Genomic DNA, 23,596 nt, shown 5'->3' with positions numbered 1-23,596 from the left:
AGATTTTTATGTAATCAAATTGTAACTATAAATTAAACTCTTCATCATCTAAAACATATCTATATTTTAGTTTGATTTTATTATTTCTAATATATTCCATTGTAGTATGTGAAATATGCATTAAAAAGCCTTTTTTGGCATTTATCTCATCAAGGATAGAACTTGCTTGTAAGTAGTTTAGATGATTGCCTTTTGATTTTGTTTCATCATAACAAGCATCTATAAAAGCATAATCTATTTTTTTTGATTTTAAAAAATCTAAACTATCTTTTGCTACAGAATAACAATCGGTTAGATAAGCAATATTTACCTCTTTTGTTTCAATAAAGTATCCAAAAGTATTTTTTGAATGCTTTAAAGGTATTGCAGTTATTTTTATATCATCAATATAAATTGATTTAAAAGGCTCTAATATTTCATAAGTAATTGAATGTTTATGTTTAAAAAGGTCAGAAAATCCCAACTCATCTTTTGGATGAAAACATTTAATATTTTTAGCTGAATGTCTAAGCCTTAAAAGTCCTAAACAATGGTCGGCATGGAAGTGTGTTAGAAAAATTGCTTTAATATCTTTCATATCAAATATATTTGATATCATTTCATTTCCAGCATCTAAAAGTATATACTTATCATCAAATTCAAGATATGCACAGGTTGATAGATTGATTTTTTTATTTGTTCTGTATTCATTACAAATATTACAATTACAATTAGCTACAGGTATACCTGCACTATCAGAAGAACCTAAAAATTTAAATCTCAAAATAAACCCTTATAGAAAATTGATTATGTTTAACAAACAGTGATGATCACTAAACCCTTTTAATAATACTTTAGATTCTATAGAGATATCTCTTTTAGATTTATTTAAAATATAGTCTAAAATCACCTTGTCTTCATGGGTAAATTCACTGTTTTTATCCCTAAAACCGTACTCTTTTAATAGTTTTACCTCCGTATAACTAGGAAGGGCATTTAAATCTCCACAAAATATGATTGTATTAAAATTTTTATATTCATTGATTTTTTTTAGTATAACTCTAATTTGTTCTATTCTATTTTTACTACTTAAATGACAAAGATGAGTATTGATTAATAAAATCTCTTTACCTTTAAAGCTTAATTGGGAAAAAACAGCTGCTCTTTCAATATCCTCTTTACCTTTGTTAAAAAAAATTTTATCCAAAAGTTTTATAGGATATTTAGAAAGAATAGTTAAATTAGAACTACTGTTAATTCCATTTCTTATTTTTTCTCTTGTTTTTATTGAAACATAATTATAGTTTAATTCTACATTTAAAAATTTTCCACTTGAAAATCTTTTTGAGTTATAATCCTCTTGTAAACATAAAATATCAAATCTATTTTTATAAATTATATTAGAAAGATTGTATATTCTATCAGGGAAAATTCCATTGTCTTTATCTAGATTAAATGTAGCAATTTTTAAGTTACTCATTTTCTATACTTTTTAAAAGTTCTAAAAATTTTTCCTTTGATTCTTCAAGAGAGCTTGAATTATCAAATTCAATCAATTTATTGCATTCAATCTTTTCATAACTTCTATTTAGTCTTTGTTCAATCTCTTCACTAGATTCTCTACCTCTAGCTAGAAGCCTTTGCCTTAGTTTATCTTTAGGTAATGTTATATTTAAGGTATAAACATCTTCATAAAGATTTTCAAAATCTTTTATTCTAGACCTTGAAATAGAGATGATATTAACACCATTTTTTATAAATCTTTTGGGTATTCCGTAAAAATTCCCATGGGCATTCCAATTTGATGCGAAATATCCATTATGTCTTAATATCTCAAAAGCATACTCATCAATAAAATAATTACTTTCATTAACATCAGCTTCTCTAGTGATATATCTTTTTACAAAATTAAACCTATCATTTAGTTTCTCTTTTGCATATCTAAGAAGAGTATCTTTCCCCGCACCACTTGGTCCCACAACAAGTATTATTTTACTGTTCATTATATACTCCTACTTTGAATATTTATAGATAAATGCCCTAATATCTTTTAAATCATCGATTCTATCTCTTATCTCTTCATGGCTCCAATTCCACCAAGAAATCTCTTCAAGTTTTTTTATTATATCTTTTGAAAACCTATATTTCAATACTTTAGCACTCACTCCTGCAACTATAGCATAAGATGGTACATCTTTAGTTACAACAGCATTTGAACCAATAATTGCACCATTTCCTACTTTAACACCTGGCATAATAACTGCTCCATGACCTATCCAAGTATCATGTCCTATCTCAACCTTTTGTACTTTTCTATAGTTAAAAAATGCTTTATCATCTTCACCAAAACTATACATCTCTTTTCTATATAAAAAATGGTGCTGACAAGGCATCTCATAGGGATGAAAACCAGGATTTATCCTAACTTGTGCTGCTATATTTGAAAATTTTCCAATAATAGTATTATATATTTGTGTATACTCACTAATATATGAATAATCATCCAAAGTAGAATCCAAAATATTTGAAAACTCTCCAACTTCAGTGTATTTACCAAAATAAGAGTTTTCTATTATGGCATTATTAGGAATATATGGTTTTATTCCTAATTTTACTTTTTGTTTTTTATTTATAGACTCTATTTTTGTCATTATATTTAACTTTCAAGTCTAAAATACTTCTATATATTGTAACCATAACTACTCCTTAAAGTCTAAATCCTCTAATACCATTGTAGATTGATTCTCCATCTTTTATAGTTAAAATAACTTTTGGAATATTTGAATCATCAATTACTATAATATCAGCTTTTTTACCCTCTTTTATTTCTCCTCTATCTTCTAAGTTTGCATACTTTGCAGGTGTAGAAGTTATCATAGAAAAACCTTTTGCCAAATCTAAGTTTGCATCTTTTTCCATTCTATAAATTGCTTGTAACATAGAAGTTGGATGGTAATCAGAGCATAAGTATTTACAAACGCCCTCTTTTACCAAATCAATTGCAGCTATATTTCCACTTTGACTTCCACCTCTTACTATATTTGGAGCCCCCATTCCTGTAGCTATACCTTTATCAACTGCATATTTCGCAACCTCTAAACTAAGTGGAAATTCTGATATTTTTACCCCTAACTTTAAAAGACTATCAAGTTTTTCAACACAATCATCATCATGACTTAGAAGTGTGATATTTTTTTCCCTTACAAAAGAGATTAATTCATTTATTTTCTCTTCATTTTTATTCATTTTCTTATCAATTACAGCTTTTATATCTTCATCATCTAAGCCATAATGTTTTCCATAATAGGTTTTAAAAGTCTCTAAAGTTTTAAATTGCCCTTGCCCTGGTGAATGGTCCATTAAAGATACTAACTTAACCATCCCTTTGTTTATCACCTCTTTTATAGGCTCAACTGCTTCACTAGAACTAAGCTCAAATCTTGCATGCACAAAATTATCTACACCTAAGTGTTTTTCATTTGCATGGTAAATCTCTTCTATTTGTTCAATTGCTAAATCAACAGACCTTCTTTTTTTAGGATTTTCTTCAAAACCAATAGCATGAAACATAGTAGTAACCCCTGCCATTGAAAGTTTTTTATCTAATTCTGTTATTGCTAACTCTACAGGAAAAGTTGCATGGGGTCTTGGTTCAATCTCTTTTTCTATAGCATCAGAGTGTAAATCAACTATTCCTGGAGCAATTTTTTTATCTCCTAAATCAATTGCAATTTCATTTTTTCCATATTCATCTACTCTTTTGATTTTATCTTCAAAGATAACTAAATCAGCAGGAATAAACTCTTCATTTATTAATACATTTTTACTTCTTAATATAGTTTCCATTAATTAACTCTCTTTAACTTATATATTTCATCACTAATCATATCCATAGCTTCCAAATCATGAAAAATACCTACCATAGCTACACCTTGTTGTTTAAGTTCTTTTAGTTTTTCTACAACTTTCATAGTATTTGTTTTATCTAAAGATGCTGTTGGCTCATCAAGTAATAACAAAGATTTGGGTGCAATAATCCCTTTTGCTATATTTACTCTTTGTTGCTCCCCTCCACTAAAGGTTAAAGGAGATAAATCAAACAACTCTTCTCTAATAGATAAATAATCCAACATCTCTCTAGCTTTCTGTCTAGAGACTTTTTCCTCTTCACCTTTAAAAATTAGTTGTTGGGCAACTACGTCGACTGCACTAACTCTTGGTAATACTTGTAAAAACTGTGACACATAACCAATTTCAGAGTGTCTAAGCTCTAAAATCTGGCTCTCACTTGCTTTTGCTATATCAATTACTTCTCCACTATCTCTATAAAATAAAATCTCACCACTTGTTGTGGTATAAGTTCTAAATAAAGTTTTTAAAATAGATGATTTCCCTGCACCACTTGGTCCAAAAAGGGAAATAAACTCCCCATTCTTTACATTAAAACCTATATTTTCAAAACCTTTTACTTCTATTCCACCTTGTGTATATAGTTTAAAACTCTTATTCAAATTATTAACTTTTAATCTAACCATTTTTTTTCCTATAAAACTGAAGATACTAAAAGTTGTGTATAGGGATGTTGTGGGTCTTCTAGTATCTGATCAGTAAGTCCCCTTTCAACTATTTGTCCATTTTTCATAACAACTGTAATATCAGTTAAGTGTTTTATTACACCTAAATCATGAGAAACAACCACCATTGCAAAACCAATTTCATGTTGTAACTCTTTTATCAAATCTAAAATTTTTGCCTGAACCGATAAATCAAGCCCTGTTGTTGGTTCATCAAGTAATAAAATCTTAGGATTAGAAGACAAAGCTTTTGAGATTTGCACTCTTTGTTGTTGTCCACCTGAGAAATATTCTGGATAATCATCTATTCTACTTGTTGGAATCTCTGTTTTATCTAGAAAATATAAAGCTTTTTCTCTTATCTCTTTATAGTTTTTATTTCCACTCATTATCACCTTTTGTGCAATATTTCCCCCTGCACTAAAGTTATAATTTAATCCCAATCTAGGGTTTTGATAAATCATTGACATTAAAGAGTTTCTTAAATATGACAGCTCATTTAAATTTGCATCTAAAATATTCTTTTTATTTCCATTTTTATCAATAAAATCTTTAATAAAAATCTCACCCTTTGATGCTTTCTGGTCTTGATATATTAATTGTAATAAAGTAGATTTACCAGAACCACTCTCTCCTACAATTCCAAGAACTTCACCTTTTTTTAAACTAAGGTTGACACTATTTACACCAACTACACTATTACAAGTTGGACAAATAGAACTATTATATTTCGAGCCTGTTTTATCTAAACAATCTTCACAAAAACTTCCAAATACTTTTGAGACATTTTGTATATCTAATATCATCTATATCTCCTTCTTATCAAGATTGCTATCACAAAAGTCTGTATCATTACAATAATAATGAACACTTCCCTTGTCATCATAAACTTCATCTAAAAAGCTGTTATTACTTCCACATCTCTCACATACTTTACTCTCAAAGTTTTCCACTTTAAACTCTTTATCTTCAAATTTAAGTGGTACAACCTTTGTATAAGGTGGTATTGCATAAATCTTTTTTTCTCTACCTGCACCAAAAAGCTGTAAAGCTTTTGAATTGTTCAATCTAGGAGTATCATATTTGGGTATTGGACTTGGATCCATTGCAAACCTATCATGAACCATCACTGGGTATCTATTTGAGATTCTTGAATCTCCAAATTGTGAAGTATCTTCATATAATAAAACCCATAACTTCGAATAATCAGCATTTGCATGCATGATTTTTGCTTTTGCAGTATTTGGTTCTACTGTTTCTAAAATATCTGGCATAGGAACTTGAAACACTAAAGTTTGTTTTTCATCTAATTCTATTTCAGGTATTCTATGTCTTGTTTGAATAATAGTTGCTTCTTTTGTACTTGTTGTTGTTTCTACATTTGTAACAGATTTTATAAAATTTCTAATATTTACTGCATTTACACTTCCATCACAACCTTGGTCAATAACTTTTAGAGTATCTTCTTCATTTATGATTGATAAAGTTACTTGAAGACCACCTGTACCCCATCCTCTAGCAACTGGCATCTCTCTACTTGCAAAAGAAACAATATATCCAGGTATTGCTATAGCTTTTAAAGTTGCTCTTCTTATCTCTTTTTTTGCTTCTTCATCTAAAAATGCATATCTCATACTATTTTTTACCCTCTTTTTCTTCCACATACTTTTGTGCAGATTTAAATATTTGATAATCTGTTTGGAAAGTAACATAATGTGGTAGTTTATAATGATTACAAAATCCAAATGACTCTATACCATCCACATGATGCATCATCATTTCAAAATCTGCAGCAACTATTTGTTCAGTTCCAACGCTATATGAGCTGTTATATAAAGTTAAATCTATAATAGACATAGAGATTGCTTTTGTCTCATTTTTTCCAAAACAAAAACCAAATCCAGTTGTAAGTTTTGTGTCCCCGTTTTCATCTTTATTAAAAGTTCCCACACACTCAACAGCTGTTGCTTCAATAGAACCTATTTTTACCTCTTTTTTTGAAAAAGGATGGGTAAATTTTATATCTAAAGTTCCAACTCTTAAGTCTCCAATTGTAGGATGAACATCCCCATAACCTCTCATTGAAGTGTATGAAAAACCTAACAAACTCCCACTTTCACCCCTACTCATTACTTGAAGTATTGAACTTCTAGGATATGGTGAAGTTGGAAAGGTTCTTGTAATATCCCAAGGTTTTTCCTCTTTAGGAAGTTTTTTTATTAAATTGTCATTTCGAAGTGGTGTTAATGCTGATTTTATGATATTTTCTTTTTTTGAAAACTCTTCAAAGTCTAACTCTTTCTCTTTTGTTTCAATTAATAGTTTAATCTCATAATCATTTGATGCTCCAAGTAATTGACCACCTTCAATATCTTTAAAAGCTGAAGAAACTCTTCTAGTAAGTTTCATCTCATTGGTATCCAAAGTTTTACTCTCCCCAACTCTTTGACAAGAACTTCTATGAGCTCTTATGAAAAATGAGGCATTTAACAAATCCCCTGCACTTCTTTTTATGGCTTTACTAGCTAATTTTTTAGAATACAAAGAACCTTCACTAATAACCTTATCTATTGAAAAAGTTAAACCTTCTATTAATTGTTCGTCATCTAATTGTTTTGCTTTTTGTGTAATTTGTGCATAAAAATCCAAAGAGTTTTCAATAGCTTTTTCTCCACCTTTTACTGCATAATAAGCCATTATAAAACCTCCACTTTAGTAGTTCTAGAAAGGGCTAAAACCTGTGCTTTTTCATTTATAAAAAACACTTCATTTCCCATAGGAAAAGTAGAATTCTTATTATTAAATTTTTCTATAAAATCTTTTGAAATGGGAAGAGTATGATTACTGCTTCCATTTATACCTGGACCACTTAACTTTACTTCTATTCCATCAAAATCTTTACATTTGAATATATATGTTGATGAAAACTCTGGGTCTTTCATAGTTCCTACTTTGCCTACTTCAAACAATTTTTCATCTAAAGTGTCACAAAATACATAATCAGCTTCATCCTCTTTTAATTCTTTTGAATTAGTTATTGCATTTATTAGTTCAAAATCTTCATTTCCCTTATAAAAGTATGAAACCTCTGCATATAAAAGAGTATTTGCCACAGCCAATAAGTTTGATTTAAAAAGTGGTTTAATCTCTTCAACATTTCCCGGTCTTGATAAAGCATTCATCATTGATCTAAAATTTTCTCTATTTAATTTTTCAATATCAATTTTATCCATAAACTAATCCTTACATTAAATCAAATGAAACTCTTGTTGAGTTGATTTTTTGATTGTTAATTGCATTTTTATTATTAATCTCATTTTTTGTTTTTTTAAGTAAATTTAAAATCTCTTCTTTAAATATATTTGCTTCAAAAGAAGCATCTAAAACGGCTGTTTTTAAAGATAAATCTTCATTTGTATCTAAAACCATAGACCAGCCTTTAATTCCGTCTATTTCAACTATTGTTGAAGTTACTAAAACTTCACCTGCATAAAATTCCCCATCAGATATGGGATCTTTTACAGGAACCAAAAGTGTTTGTTCTGTTGGATTTGTTAAAACTTTTATTTCATAATTCTTTTCTATTTTTTTATATAATTCTTCAAACTTATCTTTTTGTATAAATTGTGATAAAAAATTAATATCTTCTCTATTCATTTTTATATAAACCTTTTTCTAATAAGTGCACTAATTTTATCAAGTGACCAAACTGTTAGAATAATAACTATAATAATTGTACAAACATCCCCGTTTTCAAACCCTCTCATCTTGTCAAAAAGATAAAAACCAATACCACCTGCACCAACAAAACCAAGTATTGAGGCACTTCTTACATCTGATTCAAATCTATATAAAGCCATAGATACAAAATGTGGCATTGTTTGAGGAATAACAGCATATATTAAAACTTTAATAAACCCTGCGCCTGTTGTAGTAAGGGCTTCAACTGGTCCTGGATCAATTGCTTCATTTCCTTCACTTAAAAGTTTTGATAAAACACCTGCTGTATGTACTCCTAGTGCTAAAATCCCTGCCATAGGTCCAAGACCAACGGCACTTACAAAAATAAGTGCCCAGATAATCTCATTTATTGACCTAAATATATTTGCTACTAATGTAGCACTTCCATATATCACTCTTTTAAAAAAATTATGAATTGGTGTTTTTCCGGGGATCAAAATATCTAAAATATTTCTTGAACTTAAGTATGATAATGGAACTGCTACAACTACTGATAAAACCAAAGCAATTATTGCCATCTCTATAGTTTCAAGCATTGATAAGGCATAAGTTATTAAATCATCTTTATTTAAATTTGGTGGGAAAAATCCACTATTTTTTATCTCTGGATTACCCGATATATATTCAACCATATAATCCCATCCACTAATAAGCGAAGAGAAACTCATTTCCGTATCTTGCCAACTCTTTAAAAAAATCACTAGAAAAACAATTACTACAATTGATTTTGATAGAGAAAAGGGATTAGTTTTTTGCTTTAATTCTTCAATATTCATAAATATATCCTTAGATTAAAGTAGGCAAAAGCCTACTTTGATTATTGTTTTTTCTTTAATTCATTTTTTAATTTAATTAACTCTCTAACAGGGTCATATACAGAATCATCACCTTTAATAAAACCTTTGTTTTTAAGTCTTTTTAAACCTTCTGGGTCATTGTAAGAGATAAATGCACCTTTAATAGCCATTTTTAATGAAGTTGGTAAATCTTTTCTTGCAGCCATCGGAGCACCTGGAATTAAATCTGAAGTCCAAAGAACATTGAAATCATCTTTTTCCCAATGTTTTCCTAAACCTCTGTTAAAATCTAAGTTATTTGTAGAAGCAGCATCAACTTTTCCAGCTTTAACTGAAAGAATAGAAGCTTCATGTCCACCTGAGTAAAGTACTTTTGAGAAATATTTAGCTGGAACAATACCTTTTTTAGAAAACATTACAGTTGGAACTAATGTACCAGAAGTAGATTGAGAAGAAGTAAATGCCCAAGTTTTACCTTTGATATCTTCTAAAGTTTTTAAACCACTACCTTTTTTAGTAATGATAATACCGTTATATCCAGGTAATCCAGATTCTCCATCAACTTCCACAACTAAAGCTTCAGCATTTGCTCTTTTTGCTGCTTCCACATAAGATTTTGGTCCAAAATACGCCACATCAATATGATTATGTTGCATACCTGTGATAATACCTGTATAATCACCAGCTAATTTTAGTTCAACTTTAATCCCTAAAGATTTTGCTAAATAATCAGCCAATGGTCCAAAGTTTTCTTTCATAGAAGTTGAACCAGCAACTGGAATTACACCAAAAGTGATTTTATCTGGCCATTTATCTTGTCCTAACATAGAAGTTACACCTAAAGTTAATGCTAAAGCACCTACTGCAAGTTTCTTTACGATTTTCATTTTTATATTCCTTTTTAGTTTGCTACTAATTTGTAGCGTAAATTTTTTCAACTGATTTATCAGTTAAATTCTCACTTTTATCATCAAAGACTACTGTACCATTGTTTACACCAATGATTCTGATACAGTACTCTTTGGCGTACTCCAAGTGATGAAGATTTGTAACAACAGTTACCCCATAAACCTCATTTACTTTTTTTAATATTCCCATTACCTTTTTTGCACTCTTTGGATCCAATGCTGACACAGGTTCATCTGCTAATATTATCTTCGGTTCAGCGGCCAAGGCTCGAGCTATTGCAACCCTTTGTCTTTGACCTCCCGAAAGTTCATCACACCTTTTTAATGAATGTTTTGTAATATCTACAATATCCATATACTCTTTTGCTTTTTCCAACTCCTTTTCTTTATATAATTTAAGTATAGCCCTTGATAAAGGTATATCTTTTAACATTCCACTAACTACATTATCTAATACACTTAATCTATCAACTAAGTTATAACCTTGAAAAATAACCCCAATTTGTTCTCTTAGTTTAACTAGGTTTTTTTTCTTTATATTTTCTAAATCAAAGTCCAATACCTCAAATTTTCCATCAAATACTTTTATTCCACCAGTTATAGCCATAAGCATTGTAGATTTACCTGCACCACTAGGGCCAATGATTCCTACAAACTCACCTTTTTTTACTCTTATATTTACATCTGTTAATATTTTTTCTTTTTTATAACCCAAAGTTAGGTTTTTCATCTTTATCAATATATTCTCCTATTAAACTAAATCAACTTTTATTTTTACTGCGTCTGCTCTTGAATAAGCACTTCCATATTCAACAAAATCGCCAAATTGATTTTTTGATATTGTACTTGCTATTAATACAGGGGTATTTGCTGGCATTTTTAAATAATCACTTATTTCAGTATTTGGAATTTGAGCTTCAAAAACAGTTGAAATTTTTGTAATTTCCATTTGGGGATAACACTTATTTAAAATATTATAAATTGAAAAAGGCTCAATATCTAAGTTATCAATAATATCCCTATAAACAAAAGCATCAAAATATGAGTAAGAAACTGAAATAGGAAGATCATTTGCATATCTTAAAAGCTTTAATTCAATCACTTTAAGCTTTTTATTAAGTCCTAATTGTTGTGCAATATCCGCATTTGGTTCTATAATATCTGCGCTAAGAAGTTTTGTTTTTGGTTCATAACCTAAGTCTATAATCTTTTGTGAAAAGGAACTTTTATCAGAGATAGAATAAGGTACTTGTATATTTGAAATATAATTACCTTTTCCTCTTATAGTATAAATATATCCTTCATCTTTTAGTAAAGATAAAGCCTGTCTTACAGTATGTCTATTTACATCAAACTCTTTGGCAAATAGATTCTCTGATGGTAGTTTGTCACAACAATTATATTTTTTATTATTAATATTTTCTAAAATTTTTTCATAAATCACCACATAAAGTGGTTTTGAAATATTTTTCACAATAATACCTTTGCTTGTCTATACAAGTTTTATTGCGAAAGTATAAAAAAGGATAATTACAGCTAAGTTACAAGTTGTCTATACAAGTAAATATAGCTGTATAGTTAAGTATTAAATTTTTATCTAATTACAATCTTTAGATTTGGAAAGAAATTTTAATTCATCACAAGAAAATCCTGCTTTCTTTCTTGCTTCAAAATTCAAATGATATTTTTTACTAGTACTCCCTGGAAACACTTTTTCTAACATATCTATATATGTTTTTTCAGGTTCCAAATTTTCAAGCTTACATACATATTTAAACCACTTGTCACCCTTATAAACATGGGTTATCTCTTCATCAAGTATTATGTTTAGAGCATCAAGAATCTTTTTATTAAAACTATCTGGATTTGATTTTAATTTTTCCATAATTTTTGGATTTTGTTCAAGTCCATTTGCTTCTAAATATCTAGGCACTACAGCCATTCTAGAAACTATATCCGGAGTATTTTTCATAGCTTCAAATAAATTTGTATGAACTTCTAAATCCCCATAAAAAGATCCTAACTCTTTTAATAGTTTTTCTATCATCAAAAAATGTCTAATCTCATCATCTGCAACTTCTAACCAATCTTTGTAATAATCTTCTGGCATATTTTGAAATCTTAGTGCTGCATCTAAAGCTAAATCAATTGCGGAATACTCAATATGTGCAATTGTATGAAGAAGATTGATTTTGCCCTCTTTTGTATTTACATATTTTCTTTGTTTTGATTTTTGGGGTAATACAATTTTTAATATATTTGCATATGATGGTTTTTCCATTTTATATGGTAAATAATTTTTTTCCATATATAATTTATTGCCTTTAAAATGTTCATAAAACTCTTTGAATTTAGCAATCTTATCCTCTGGTTTTGAGGTTAAAACAATATTTTCTAATAATTTATAATAATTCATAATCTACCTTACAGCTTCAATTATATATACTATAATAACTAATTACAAATTAAATATAGTAGGGAAATATGAGCATTAAAATTCAACCAATGGGTGATTATCAAACAAATTGTTACATTATTACAGTTGATGGGAAAGATTTTATTATAGACCCAGGTGTCGGAGCTACAAATTGGGTGAAAAAAAATGTTTCAAATCCTGTTGCAATTTTAAATACGCATGGGCATTTTGATCATGTATGGTCAAATGATGAATTAAGTAAACTGTTAAACATAAAAATCTATACACCAAAACAAGATGAATTTATGTTAAAGCAAGATCCTTATGGTCTTGGTATGCCACCTTCAACACCTGATTATCTAGTTGAAGAGGATGAAGAATTAGATTTTGATGGAACAAAAATAAAATACCATTTTTTCCCAGGTCATACCCCTGGTTGCTCTGCAATAGAAATAGACAACAACCTATTTTCAGGAGATTTTATATTTTATAATTCTATAGGAAGAACAGATTTTCCTTTTTCAAATCCAAATGATATGAAAAATAGTATTGATAAAGTTTTAAGTTGGAATAAAAATATCAGAATATACCCAGGTCATGGACAAGCTACTTCTTTAAATCAAGAAAGAGCTTCTTTAGAAAACTGGAAGAATTATTTATAGGAATTAGTTATGAATATGGATAAATATAATTTTCAAACTGCAATTGCTTTAAATGACCATTTAATTACTATAAAAAAATTAGAAGATGTGCTTGAATATATATCTTCTTATTTAAAAAATGATTTATCAATTGATTTTTTAGAAGTTAAATTAAAAGAAACTCTAATCTATAAAAATTTTGAAGAAGAAAAAAATTTAGAAAAAAAGAGTTTTGATATTAACTTAAATGGAAAAGATAATTTAACTATTTCAATTTACTATGACGACTTATCAAAAAATAACATAATTGAGTCTATAGAATTTGTAGAAATCATATTTAAAATAATTTCTCAAACCTTATATAATAGGTATCTTGAATTTAAACTAGTTGAATCAAATTTAAAGGATAATTTAACAGGTTTATATAATAGACAATATGTTAATGAATACCTTAAAACTGTACTTCCTCTGTCAAAAAGAGAACATAAAAAAATTGCATTTTTAAAAGTTGGGATTGACCATTTTAAAGCAGTAATTGATGAATTTAATTATGAAGTTGGAGATAAGGTTTTAAAAGAGTTAGCAAAAAGTTTAGAGAATTCAGTAAGAAAATCAGATATAATTGCTAGAATAGAGTCAGATGAGTTTTTAATTGTACTACACAACATTACAAATGAAAACAATGCTATAATGATTGCAAATAAAATTATAGAAAATTTTAGAGATGTTAAAGTTGTTGTAGATGATGATACAAATCAGACATTGATGAAAACTATTTGTACAGGTATTTCTATCTATCCAGATGATGCAGAAAAAGTTGAAGAGATTTTCAGGTCATCAGATATAGCTTTATATGAAGCTAGGAATAGAGGAAGAAGTCAATTTTTCAAGTTTGAAAAAGACAATGGAAAAATAGAATTATTTTAAGGTAAATTATGAAAAACAGTATTTTAGAACTGATTAAAAAGTCTGCGAATGATGAAAAAGCTTTCAAAGCATTAGAAAAAATATATCATTTATATGATCAGCTTCAATACTCATCAAATATTAAACAAATGGCTGAAGATATCTATTTGTGGTTGCATACAAATTTTGATATAGATAATGTAACTTTTGCCCTATTTGATATAGAAAGAAATAATAGGGAAAATATATTTATAGAGGGTGAAGAGTTTTATTTAGATGATTCTTTATCATTCTTTTTTATAGTAAATACTCATACAAATTTAAATGCTATTGTTTCATTTTCTGCAACATCAAAAGAACACTTCAATGAGATAGATAGTCAATACAATATTATAGAAGCTGCATTATTTCAAATATCTCCAATATTACAAAATGGAATTATTAAGAAAAACTTTATTGAAACTTTATCTTTAGATTCTGTAACAAAAGTTTATAATAGACACTATTTAATAGAAAATTTAAATAAACAAATGGCTTTATCAAAAAAAGATTATAAAACAATCTATTTCTTAATGGTTGGTGTTGATCATTTTAAAGCTGTAATTGATGAATTTGACCATGATATAGCTGACCAAGTTTTAGTTGAACTTGCAAAAATCATACATACTAATATCTCTGAATTTGATATGGTAGCTAGACTTAGTGGAGATGAGTTTTTAATCTCTATGCTAAGCTCAAATAGTGAAGATGAGATATTAAAAATCTCTCAAAATATTATTGAGAGTTTTGCAAAAGTTGAAGTACCTGTAACTGAAGATGGACAAGTACTTAAAAAAACTGTTTGTGTAGGTATTGATATTTTTGAAACACATAATCCAGATGATTCAATAGATAAAACAATAAAAAATGCAGATATAGCTTTATATGAAGCTAAAAACAGAGGGAGAAGTCAACTTTTTAACTACAAAGAGTTAAAAGTTGAAGATACAATAGAACTTTTCTAGTTTATTGTATCTTTCTTGCTTTCATATAAACTCTTTTTGGTGCAGGATACCCTTCAACAGTCTTAGTTCTATCATTTGGGTCTAAAAAGTCTTCTAAACTTTGATCAAAAGACCAATCAGTTTTTCTTTGTTCTTCACTTGTAGTTGTTGTTACAGCAAGAACCTCAATATTTTCAAATCCTGCCCTACTTAACCAGTTTTTCAATGCGGGAATTGTTGGTATAAAATATATATTTGGTATCTTTGAATATCTTTTATTTGGTGTTAAACAAATTTCATCTTCACCGTCTATCATAAAAGTATCAATTAAAATCTCACCCTTACTATTTAATCCTCTAGCCAATGATTTTAAAGTTCCAACTGGATCTGGTCTATGGTACAAAACACCCAACATAAATATAAAATCAAAAGTATGGTTGTAAAACTCTAAGTGTTCAACTCCAAGCATCTCATAGATTATATCTGATTTAACAAAATGGTTTATAAACTCAAATTGATGTAATGTTAAAGGTGAAGGATCAAAACCAATCAATCTTTTTGGTTTGTCTTCCAACATTCTAAACATATAATAACCGTTGTTACACCCTATATCAGCAACTACTTTATCTTTTAAATTAAAATAAGGTCTAATAAGATTATATTTTATATTGCTTTGCCATTCACTATCAATTTCAAGTCCAAAGATATTAAAAGGACCCTTTCTCCATGGAATTAATTTTTTAGCTGTTTCTTCTATAAGAGCAAACTCTTGATCTGTTAGATTCTCTTTTCGTCCAACACTAAACCAATCTCCATAATCAACTTTTAAATTACCTTTTTTTAGCTCAAAAACTTTTTGTAATTGTTCAAACCAAGGGTTAACATTTTTCCAATATCGACATTCGTCTTTTTTCTTTTTTAATTCTTCTAAATCCATGTGTAATTATATTGTTAATTTATTAAATAGATGATTACAATCAAGGTTTTAGGAACCTCTTTTTAGTTATAATTACAAAATTTTTCAAATATGACTAACTCTCCACGTTAAGTTCATATTGTAAATGTATAATTTAGCATTATTTAGAAAAGGATTTATATTGAAGAAACTTTGGCAACTATTGTTTTCATTTAAGTTAACCATATCCCTATTTGCGATTTTAGCATTAGGTGCAGGTATCGCAACTTTTATTGAAAATGATTTTGGAACATCAACAGCAAGAGTACTTGTATATAATAATATCTGGTATGAAGCAGCATTAGTTCTTACCACAATAAACCTAATTGGTATTATTATTAAATTTAAAATGTGGAAAAATCCAGGTAGATTTATATTTCACCTTTCATTCGTTGTAATACTTTTAGGTGCAGGAGCAACTAGATATATTGGATATGAAGGTATTATTCATATACGTGAAGGTGCAGTGGAAAACAGAATGATATCTCTAGAACCTTACTTACAAATTAAAATTAAACAAGAAAATGGAAGTTTTTATAAAGAATACCAAAAAGAGTTTGCAGCTGCAGCTTTAAGAAAAGGTATGGAGGGTGAAACTTCAACTGGAATTGTTGAACTTTTAAGTGAATACCAAAACAGATTTGAACATGATATTAAATTTAATGATAAAACATTAAATGTAAAATATGTAAATTACCTAGTAAGTAAAAAAGGTAAAGCTGAAATGGGTATCTTAACAGTAGACTTAACTCTTAATGGTCAAACAAAAACTGTAAGACTACCAGGTAAAAGAGGTCAAACAGGAATTCCAAAAATTGAAGACTTTGGAGATACAGTTGTAACGTTAGAATATGGTTCAAAAATACTTGAATTACCTTTTTCTATTGCACTTAATGATTTTCAACTAGATAGATATCCTGGAAGTATGGCTCCATCATCTTATGCTTCTGAAGTAACTGTAATAAAAAAAGATGGCAAAAAATATGATTATAGAATTTTTATGAATAGAACTTTACATGAAGGAAACTTCTTATTTTTCCAAAGTTCTTATGACCAAGATGAAAAAGGAACAATATTGTCTGTAAACAATGACCCAGGTAAATGGCCGACATATTTAGGATACTTTTTATTAACATTAGGATTAATTTGGAATCTATTTGATAAAAAATCAAGATTCTGGAAAATGACAAAATATGTAAGTACTAGAAATTCCGCTGCTGCAATTATTACAGTATTAGCATTATCTTTTTCACCAAACTCTTTATATGCCGAAGAGCAAAACAACCATGGCTTAGATTTTGAAAAAACTAAAAATGATATGACAGCTTATTTAGAAAATTTCCAAACTACTTCAAAAGAGACTGCTGAGAAATTTTCTAAAATTGTAGTACAAAGTAATGGTGGAAGAATGAAACCATTAAACACACTAAACCATGAGATTGTAAGTAAATTAACTGGAAAAAGCTCAATGTTTGGTATGAATGCGGATCAGATTGTATTAGGTATGCTAACACGTCCTGAAGTTTGGAGAAATGTTAAAATGCTTAAAATCAAAACTCCAAAACTAAAAAAAGTTTTAGGGATTGAGCAATCTAGAAAATACTTAGCATTTGGTGAAGTTTTTGACAAAGATGGAAAATATATCCTTACGCAAGAAGCACAAACTGCCTCAATGGCAAAACCAAATGAAAGAGGAACTTTTGAAAGAGAGATTATTAAACTTGATGAGAAATTAAATATCTCATATTTGGTTTATAATGGTAATCTATTTAGAATGTTCCCTCAACAAAATGGTAATGATAATAACAGATGGTATAATCCTTTAGAAGCTATGAATACATTTACAGGTGATAATCAAATAGCTATTGAATCATTAATTAGAGGATTTATAAACTCAGTTATCAGTGAAAACTGGGAGTTATCAAATAAATTTATTGATATGATTATTCAATATCAAACAAAAGTTGGTTCTGATATTATGCCTCCTCAATCTCAAATAGACAATGAGATTATGTTTAACAAACTATCAATATTTCCTAAACTAACAGTTGCATATATGATTCTTGGTTTAATTATGTTGATTGTTGCATTTATTGTTGTATTTAATCCTAAAATCAAACCTAAAAAAACAACATTTGTATTTTTTATTATATTAGCACTTCTTTTTGCACTTCATACTTTTGGTATGGGATTCAGATGGATTATTTCTGGACATGCACCTTGGTCTGATACTTATGAGTCATTGTTATATATCTCATGGTCAGCAGTGTTTGCAGCTGTTATTTTCTTTAGAAAATCATTACTTGCATTAAGTGCAGGAGTTATTGTTGCAGGTATTTTTATGTTTACAGCACACTTAACAAGTATTGACCCTCAAATTACAAACTTAGTACCTGTACTTAAATCTTATTGGCTTACAATCCACGTTTCAGTATTAACAGCTTCTTATGGTTTCTTTGGACTTGGAGCAATTCTTGGATTTATGTCACTTATAATGTTTATATTTAGAAAAGGAAGACCACACTTAGATGAAAATATAAAATATATTACAGCTATAAATGAAATTGCTTTAATTATTGGTTTAAGTGCAATTACTATTGGTAACTTCTTAGGTGGTGTTTGGGCAAATGAATCTTGGGGTAGATATTGGGGATGGGATCCTAAAGAGACTTGGGCTTATGTTTCAATTGTAGTATATGCTTTAGTTGTACACTTAAGATTTGTAAAAGTGTTTAATAATCAATTTACATTTTCAGTTGCATCACTTTTAGCTTTTGCAACAATATTAATGACATATTTTGGAGTTAACTTCTACCTATCAGGAATGCACTCATATGCAACAGGTGACCCTGTTCCAATTCCAATGTGGGTTTATTATGTGACAGCAACTGTATTTGTTACAATTGCATTAGCATATAAAAACAGAGATCTAACTGCCAAATAGTTGTTACTTTCTACCACAAAATAATAATTTAGGCGATTATTCGCCTAAGTTAACTTACTTTAAATCTTTTTTTTAATATTATATGAAGTTAGTTTCCTAACATAATTAATTAAGCTTAATATAACTCGAAGGTTAAAATGAATCAAGAAAAATTAAAGAAGATTATCAATATTACAAAAAAATTAAATGTATTATATCTAGAAGATAATATTGATGTTAGAGAACAAACTCTAAAAATGCTAAATCTTTTTTTTGATAATATTCTTGTTGGAGTCAATGGAAACGAAGGTTTGTCTATATTTAAAGAAAAAAACAAATATGAATCTTCTTCATTGGATTTAATTATTACAGATATAGAGATGCCTGAGATTGATGGTATTTCAATGATTAACAAAATTAGAGAAATAGATAAAAAAATTCCAATACTTATATTTTCAGCTCACAGTAGAACAGATTATTTTTTAAAAACTATTGATGCTGGTATTGTAGGGTATGTTTTAAAACCTTACAATGCAGAGCAGATTTCAAATTCTTTGATGAATTTGATTGAAAAAGAGGATTTATCAAGTTTAAATGAACATGTCTTACCCTTAGAAAATGGTTTTGTTTGGAATGATGAAGAGAATGCTCTTTTTAAAAATGAAGAGATAATAAAATTAACAAAATCAGAAATAAAACTTTTTAAACTTTTTTCCAATTCAAAAGGTTCACTTAAAACTTATGAAGAAATTGAATCTTATGTTTTTGATGATTTGACTTCAAATAGTAAAAGAGTTCGAAACCTAATGTCAAGATTAAAAACAAAACTAGGTTATGAACTATTTGAATCAATCTATGGTCATGGATATAAACTAAACTTTAAAAACGATTAATATATTTTGAGACAATTGTGAGACACTCTTTAGATAAAATTCTAAAAAACTAATAATGAGAGTATTATGAAACTAATCAATCTAAGCTTTTTACTAATCATAATATTAACTACAAATTTATTTTCCCATACAAATTTAAATCTTACTCAAGAAGAAAAAGATTTTTTAGATAATAAAACTCCTTTGAAACTACACAATGAATTAAACTGGCCCCCTTTTAATTATAATGAAAATGGTGTAGCAAAAGGTTTTTCTATAGATTATATGAATCTTTTAGCAAAAAAACTTAATATAGATGTTGAGTATATTTCAGGTCCTTCATGGGATCAATTTATGAATATGCTACAAACTGGTGATATTGATGCTATGATTAATATCTCAAAAAACAGTGAAAGATCAAAAACAATTGAATTTACCTCAATATTCCATACCGCTGTAAATGCAATATATGTAAAAGAAGGCCATGAAAATATTGATTCCCTTGAAAAACTAAAAAATAAAACTATTATTATGCCAAAAGGATTTTTTGCTCAAAAAGCCATTGAAAAATATTATCCAGAGATAAAACAAATTTTAGTAAAAGACTCATTAGAAGCTTTAAAAGAGTTATCTCTTGGAAAAGCTGATGCTACAATTGGAAAGAAAAATGTAATTGATTACATAATTGCCCAAAACAATATTTCTGGAATAATTCCTACAAATTATGTTGATGATAATAGAATGGTTAGTTTAATACGTATAGGTGTTGCTAAAAAAAACAAAATATTAAAAGAGATACTAGAGAAAGCACAAAAAAGTGTTACAGATACTGAATTATTGAATCTAAAAAGAAAATGGTTCGGAACAAAAGATATAACACCAATAGCAAAAAACTTTTTCAACAAAGATGAACTTAATTATATAGCTAATAGAAAAGTTTTTAGAGTGTGTACAAGGGATGATATAAAACCTATAGAGTTTAAAGAAAATGATGATTATAAAGGTATTGTTATAGATATTCTTGAGAAAATAAAAGATTTAACTAATATGAGACTAGATCATATAGATACTCTATCTTGGTATGATGCTAAACAATATTTAAAATCAGGAAAATGTGACTTTATCTCTACAGTTACAAATAGCAGTGATCTTATAGATTTTGCAAATACAACAAAAACTTTTCTTAACTATAAATTAGCAATTATTACCCAAAACAATAAACCTGTAGTTTCAAGTTTAAACAATATTTTAGATAAAACAATTGCTTTAAAACAAAACTCAGAACTAATACCTTTTATTAAATCCCTTAACCCAGATATAAAAGTGATATATGCAAGTTCCCATAGAAAAGCATTAGAAGCAGTAAGTTCTGGGCAAGCTTATTTTGCTTTAGAGCCACTTCCTATTGCTTCATACTATATATCTAAGTATGCTATGAAAAATCTTTATATCTCAAGATATACAAATATGTCATATAGTGTAAATATGGCTGTAAATAAAGATAATACAAGATTATTAAATATATTAAATAAATCATTAAATCTAATTACAGAGAATCAATACAAAGAGATTTCAGATAAATGGACAACTATCTCTTTTGGAACTATTTTTGATTTTAAATATTTTTGGGAAACTGTAACTATTTTATTTTTATTAATATCTATAGTTGCTTATAGACACTATATTTTAGATAAATTAAATAAAGAATTAACCCAAGCAAATGAAGAGATTGAAAATAAAACAATAGAATTGGCAAAACAAAAACTGCTTTTTGAAAATATATATAATAAATCTGCAGATGGAGTTATTTTACTTAATAATGGGATTTTATCAAGTTGCAATGAGTCTGCCATAAGAATATTACAATACAAAGAAAATGAACTTCTAAATAAAACTATAGATGAATTATCTCCACCAAAACAACCCTGTGGAGTAAGCTCAAAACAAAGAGCAGAAGAATATATCAATAAATCCCTAAAAGATGGGGTTGTAAATTTTGAATGGGTTTTTACAAATGGTTCAAATGAAAACCTTTGGGCTGAAATAGTTTTTACAGCTATAGAGATTGAAGAAAGAAAAGTTATTCATGGCGTAATTAGAGATATTACCAATAGAAAATTTCTAGAACAAAAACTTGAAGATTTAAATACAAATCTAGAAAAAAAAGTTAAAGAAGAGATAGAAAAAAACGAGATAAATACACAACAACTAATACAACAAAGCAGACTAGCACAAATGGGTGAAATGATCTCTATGATTGCACACCAATGGAGACAACCCCTTTCTGCCATATCAGCAACAACAAATAATCTTGTATTAAAAATGATTATAGAAGATGAGATAGATAAAAAATATTTTGACACAGAGCTAAAACTTATAACAGATTATTCACAATATCTTTCTTCTACTATTGATGATTTCAGAAACTTTTTTAAATCAGATAAAGAAAAAGTTGTATTTGAACTAAATGATATAATTGAGAAATCATTATCTATAATTAAAACCTCTTTAGATGCAAGATCAATATCATTAATAAAAAATTTAGACAATAACTATAATCTTTATACCTACCCTAGTGAATTACAACAAGTGATATTAAACCTTCTAAAAAATGCTGAAGATGCCTTAATAGATAAAAAAGACTTTGATAGAAAAATTTATATAAATACTTATAAAAAAGATGAAAAAACTGTTGTAATTAATATAGCAGATAATGGTGGTGGAATAAAAGAATCTATAATCGAAAAAATATTTGACCCCTATTTTTCAACTAAAAATAAAAAAGATGGTACAGGGCTAGGACTATATATGAGTAAAATAATTATTAATGAACACTGTAATGGAAATCTAAAAGTTACAAATAAAGACAATGGTGCTGTTTTTTCAATAGAATTACCAGTTTTACAAAGAAAAGAGAAAAGAAATGTTGAATAATATAAAAGATCTATTAATTTTTAGTAAAAATCTTAATGTCTTATTTGTTGAAGATAATAAAGATGTACAAGTTCAATTATTTAAATTGTTTAATAACTTTTTCCCTAATATTGATGAAGCCAGTGATGGGGAAATTGCTTTAGAAAAATATAATAACTTCAAAAAAGAGAACAATAAGTACTATGATTTAGTTATTACAGATATAAGTATGCCAAAACTTAATGGTATTGACTTATCGAAATGTTTAATAGAAAAAAATCCAAATCAACTTATCTTGGTTATCTCTGCACATACAGAATCAGATAAACTTTTGGAATTATTAAATATAGGTATTTATAAGTTTATTCAAAAGCCAATAGAGTATGAAATTCTAGTAAATACCCTATCTTCTGTTATAAGTAAAATTAAAAGAGAAACATCATATATAGAATTAGAAAACAAATATAAAGAGATAAAAAACGATAATATTATCTTAAATAAACTAGCCACTACAGATAAACTTACATCAATATACAATAGAAGATATATAGACAATAAACTTTTTGAATCTTTTCAAAAGATAGATAGTTATAATTTACAACATTTATCAATTATATTTTTAGATATAGATAATTTTAAAAGTATCAATGACACTTATGGACATATAATTGGAGATAAGGTTCTTACAACTATAGCAACCTTGCTTAAATCGAATGTAGAAAAAGAAAATATCGTTGGAAGATGGGGAGGAGAAGAGTTTATCATAATATGTGAAAATTATGACACACAAAAAAGTTGTATTTTAGCAAATAAAATAAAAGATAAAATTGCCAATAATTTTTTTGAAGAGGTAGAAAAAGTTACAGCAAGCTTTGGTGTTGCTTCATATGAAAAAGGTGAAAATATCACAAGCTTAATACAAAAAGCTGATTACAATCTTTACCAAGCAAAAGAACAAGGTAAAAATAGAGTTTGTTGTTAAAAAAGA

Annotated in this window: 24 protein-coding genes; 7 read left to right on the top strand and 17 right to left on the bottom strand. The window is 27.9% G+C overall.

All coding sequences use genetic code 11. From position 1 onward, the window contains the following. Positions 1–25: 25 nt before the first annotated feature. From ACKU3H_RS11095 to ACKU3H_RS11020, 16 genes are all read right to left on the bottom strand, one after another. A complete protein-coding gene (locus tag ACKU3H_RS11095; protein ID WP_320033925.1) occupies positions 26–763 on the bottom strand; it encodes an MBL fold metallo-hydrolase in 738 nt (245 codons plus the stop codon). Positions 764–772: 9 nt separating this feature from the next. Beyond that, the gene (locus ACKU3H_RS11090; RefSeq protein ID WP_320033924.1) at positions 773–1,459 is read right to left on the bottom strand and encodes an endonuclease/exonuclease/phosphatase family protein; all 687 of its coding nucleotides are present in this window, start codon (positions 1,457–1,459) and stop codon (positions 773–775) included. Beyond that, positions 1,452–1,982 (bottom strand): AAA family ATPase, encoded by a 531-nt coding sequence (locus ACKU3H_RS11085; RefSeq protein ID WP_320033923.1) that lies wholly within the window; start codon positions 1,980–1,982, stop codon positions 1,452–1,454. Before ACKU3H_RS11085 ends, ACKU3H_RS11090 begins: the two co-directional genes overlap by 8 nt. Positions 1,983–1,991: 9 nt before the next feature. After that, positions 1,992–2,630: a DapH/DapD/GlmU-related protein gene (locus ACKU3H_RS11080; protein WP_320033922.1), complete on the bottom strand. Its 639-nt coding sequence runs from the start codon at positions 2,628–2,630 to the stop codon at positions 1,992–1,994. A 55-nt stretch (positions 2,631–2,685) separates the two neighbouring features. After that, a complete protein-coding gene (locus ACKU3H_RS11075; protein WP_320033921.1) occupies positions 2,686–3,825 on the bottom strand; it encodes an alpha-D-ribose 1-methylphosphonate 5-triphosphate diphosphatase in 1,140 nt (379 codons plus the stop codon). Further along, on the bottom strand, positions 3,825–4,514 hold the full coding sequence (gene phnL / locus ACKU3H_RS11070) for a phosphonate C-P lyase system protein PhnL (protein ID WP_320033920.1): 690 nt from the start codon (positions 4,512–4,514) through the stop codon (positions 3,825–3,827). Before phnL ends, ACKU3H_RS11075 begins: the two co-directional genes overlap by 1 nt. Positions 4,515–4,522: 8 nt before the next feature. Beyond that, positions 4,523–5,359 carry an ATP-binding cassette domain-containing protein gene (locus tag ACKU3H_RS11065; RefSeq protein ID WP_320033919.1) on the bottom strand — a complete coding sequence of 279 codons (837 nt, stop codon included), beginning with the start codon at positions 5,357–5,359 and terminating at the stop codon, positions 4,523–4,525. After that, a complete protein-coding gene (locus ACKU3H_RS11060; RefSeq protein WP_320033918.1) occupies positions 5,360–6,187 on the bottom strand; it encodes an alpha-D-ribose 1-methylphosphonate 5-phosphate C-P-lyase PhnJ in 828 nt (275 codons plus the stop codon). A gap of 1 nt (position 6,188) precedes the next feature. Next, complete coding sequence (locus ACKU3H_RS11055; protein WP_320033917.1) at positions 6,189–7,250, bottom strand: carbon-phosphorus lyase complex subunit PhnI; 1,062 nt, start codon at positions 7,248–7,250, stop codon at positions 6,189–6,191. Next, positions 7,250–7,786, bottom strand: a complete 537-nt coding sequence (locus ACKU3H_RS11050; RefSeq protein WP_320033916.1) for a phosphonate C-P lyase system protein PhnH — start codon at positions 7,784–7,786, stop codon at positions 7,250–7,252. Before ACKU3H_RS11050 ends, ACKU3H_RS11055 begins: the two co-directional genes overlap by 1 nt. Positions 7,787–7,796: 10 nt before the next feature. Beyond that, positions 7,797–8,210, bottom strand: a complete 414-nt coding sequence (locus ACKU3H_RS11045; protein WP_320033915.1) for a phosphonate C-P lyase system protein PhnG — start codon at positions 8,208–8,210, stop codon at positions 7,797–7,799. A gap of 2 nt (positions 8,211–8,212) precedes the next feature. Continuing rightward, positions 8,213–9,070: a phosphonate ABC transporter, permease protein PhnE gene (gene phnE, locus ACKU3H_RS11040; RefSeq protein WP_320033914.1), complete on the bottom strand. Its 858-nt coding sequence runs from the start codon at positions 9,068–9,070 to the stop codon at positions 8,213–8,215. Between the two features lie 41 nt (positions 9,071–9,111). Then, a complete protein-coding gene (phnD, locus tag ACKU3H_RS11035) occupies positions 9,112–9,978 on the bottom strand; it encodes a phosphonate ABC transporter substrate-binding protein (protein WP_320033913.1) in 867 nt (288 codons plus the stop codon). Positions 9,979–10,003: 25 nt separating this feature from the next. Next, on the bottom strand, positions 10,004–10,729 hold the full coding sequence (phnC, locus tag ACKU3H_RS11030; RefSeq protein WP_320036477.1) for a phosphonate ABC transporter ATP-binding protein: 726 nt from the start codon (positions 10,727–10,729) through the stop codon (positions 10,004–10,006). Between the two features lie 21 nt (positions 10,730–10,750). Beyond that, positions 10,751–11,473: a GntR family transcriptional regulator gene (locus tag ACKU3H_RS11025; protein ID WP_320033912.1), complete on the bottom strand. Its 723-nt coding sequence runs from the start codon at positions 11,471–11,473 to the stop codon at positions 10,751–10,753. 123 nt (positions 11,474–11,596) lie between these two features. After that, positions 11,597–12,415, bottom strand: a complete 819-nt coding sequence (locus tag ACKU3H_RS11020) for a ferritin-like domain-containing protein (protein ID WP_320033911.1) — start codon at positions 12,413–12,415, stop codon at positions 11,597–11,599. Positions 12,416–12,483: 68 nt separating this feature from the next. Between ACKU3H_RS11020 and ACKU3H_RS11015 the strand changes: the two genes are divergently transcribed. The 3 genes from ACKU3H_RS11015 to ACKU3H_RS11005 are packed head-to-tail and all read left to right on the top strand — an operon-like array spanning position 12,484 to position 14,966. Beyond that, on the top strand, positions 12,484–13,077 hold the full coding sequence (locus tag ACKU3H_RS11015) for an MBL fold metallo-hydrolase (protein ID WP_320033910.1): 594 nt from the start codon (positions 12,484–12,486) through the stop codon (positions 13,075–13,077). Between the two features lie 9 nt (positions 13,078–13,086). Next, complete coding sequence (locus ACKU3H_RS11010) at positions 13,087–13,983, top strand: GGDEF domain-containing protein (protein WP_320033909.1); 897 nt, start codon at positions 13,087–13,089, stop codon at positions 13,981–13,983. A gap of 8 nt (positions 13,984–13,991) precedes the next feature. After that, on the top strand, positions 13,992–14,966 hold the full coding sequence (locus ACKU3H_RS11005; protein WP_320033908.1) for a GGDEF domain-containing protein: 975 nt from the start codon (positions 13,992–13,994) through the stop codon (positions 14,964–14,966). A 1-nt stretch (position 14,967) separates the two neighbouring features. Here ACKU3H_RS11005 and cmoB read toward each other — a convergent pair whose 3' ends face one another. Then, on the bottom strand, positions 14,968–15,882 hold the full coding sequence (cmoB, locus tag ACKU3H_RS11000; protein WP_320033907.1) for a tRNA 5-methoxyuridine(34)/uridine 5-oxyacetic acid(34) synthase CmoB: 915 nt from the start codon (positions 15,880–15,882) through the stop codon (positions 14,968–14,970). A 160-nt stretch (positions 15,883–16,042) separates the two neighbouring features. Between cmoB and ccsA the strand changes: the two genes are divergently transcribed. From ccsA to ACKU3H_RS10980, 4 genes are all read left to right on the top strand, one after another. Continuing rightward, positions 16,043–18,844: a cytochrome c biogenesis protein CcsA gene (gene ccsA, locus ACKU3H_RS10995; protein ID WP_320033906.1), complete on the top strand. Its 2,802-nt coding sequence runs from the start codon at positions 16,043–16,045 to the stop codon at positions 18,842–18,844. Positions 18,845–18,981: 137 nt separating this feature from the next. Then, positions 18,982–19,716 (top strand): response regulator transcription factor, encoded by a 735-nt coding sequence (locus ACKU3H_RS10990; protein ID WP_320033905.1) that lies wholly within the window; start codon positions 18,982–18,984, stop codon positions 19,714–19,716. 66 nt (positions 19,717–19,782) lie between these two features. Next, positions 19,783–22,629: a transporter substrate-binding domain-containing protein gene (locus ACKU3H_RS10985; RefSeq protein ID WP_320033904.1), complete on the top strand. Its 2,847-nt coding sequence runs from the start codon at positions 19,783–19,785 to the stop codon at positions 22,627–22,629. Further along, positions 22,619–23,590 carry a diguanylate cyclase gene (locus tag ACKU3H_RS10980; protein WP_320033903.1) on the top strand — a complete coding sequence of 324 codons (972 nt, stop codon included), beginning with the start codon at positions 22,619–22,621 and terminating at the stop codon, positions 23,588–23,590. Before ACKU3H_RS10985 ends, ACKU3H_RS10980 begins: the two co-directional genes overlap by 11 nt. Positions 23,591–23,596 lie beyond the last annotated feature (6 nt).

Source organism: Halarcobacter sp. (genome assembly GCF_963675975.1).
Taxonomy (GTDB): Bacteria; Campylobacterota; Campylobacteria; order Campylobacterales; family Arcobacteraceae; genus Halarcobacter.
The sequence above is the reverse complement of the archived record's forward strand: the minus strand, read 5'-3'. Positions and strand labels throughout refer to the sequence as shown.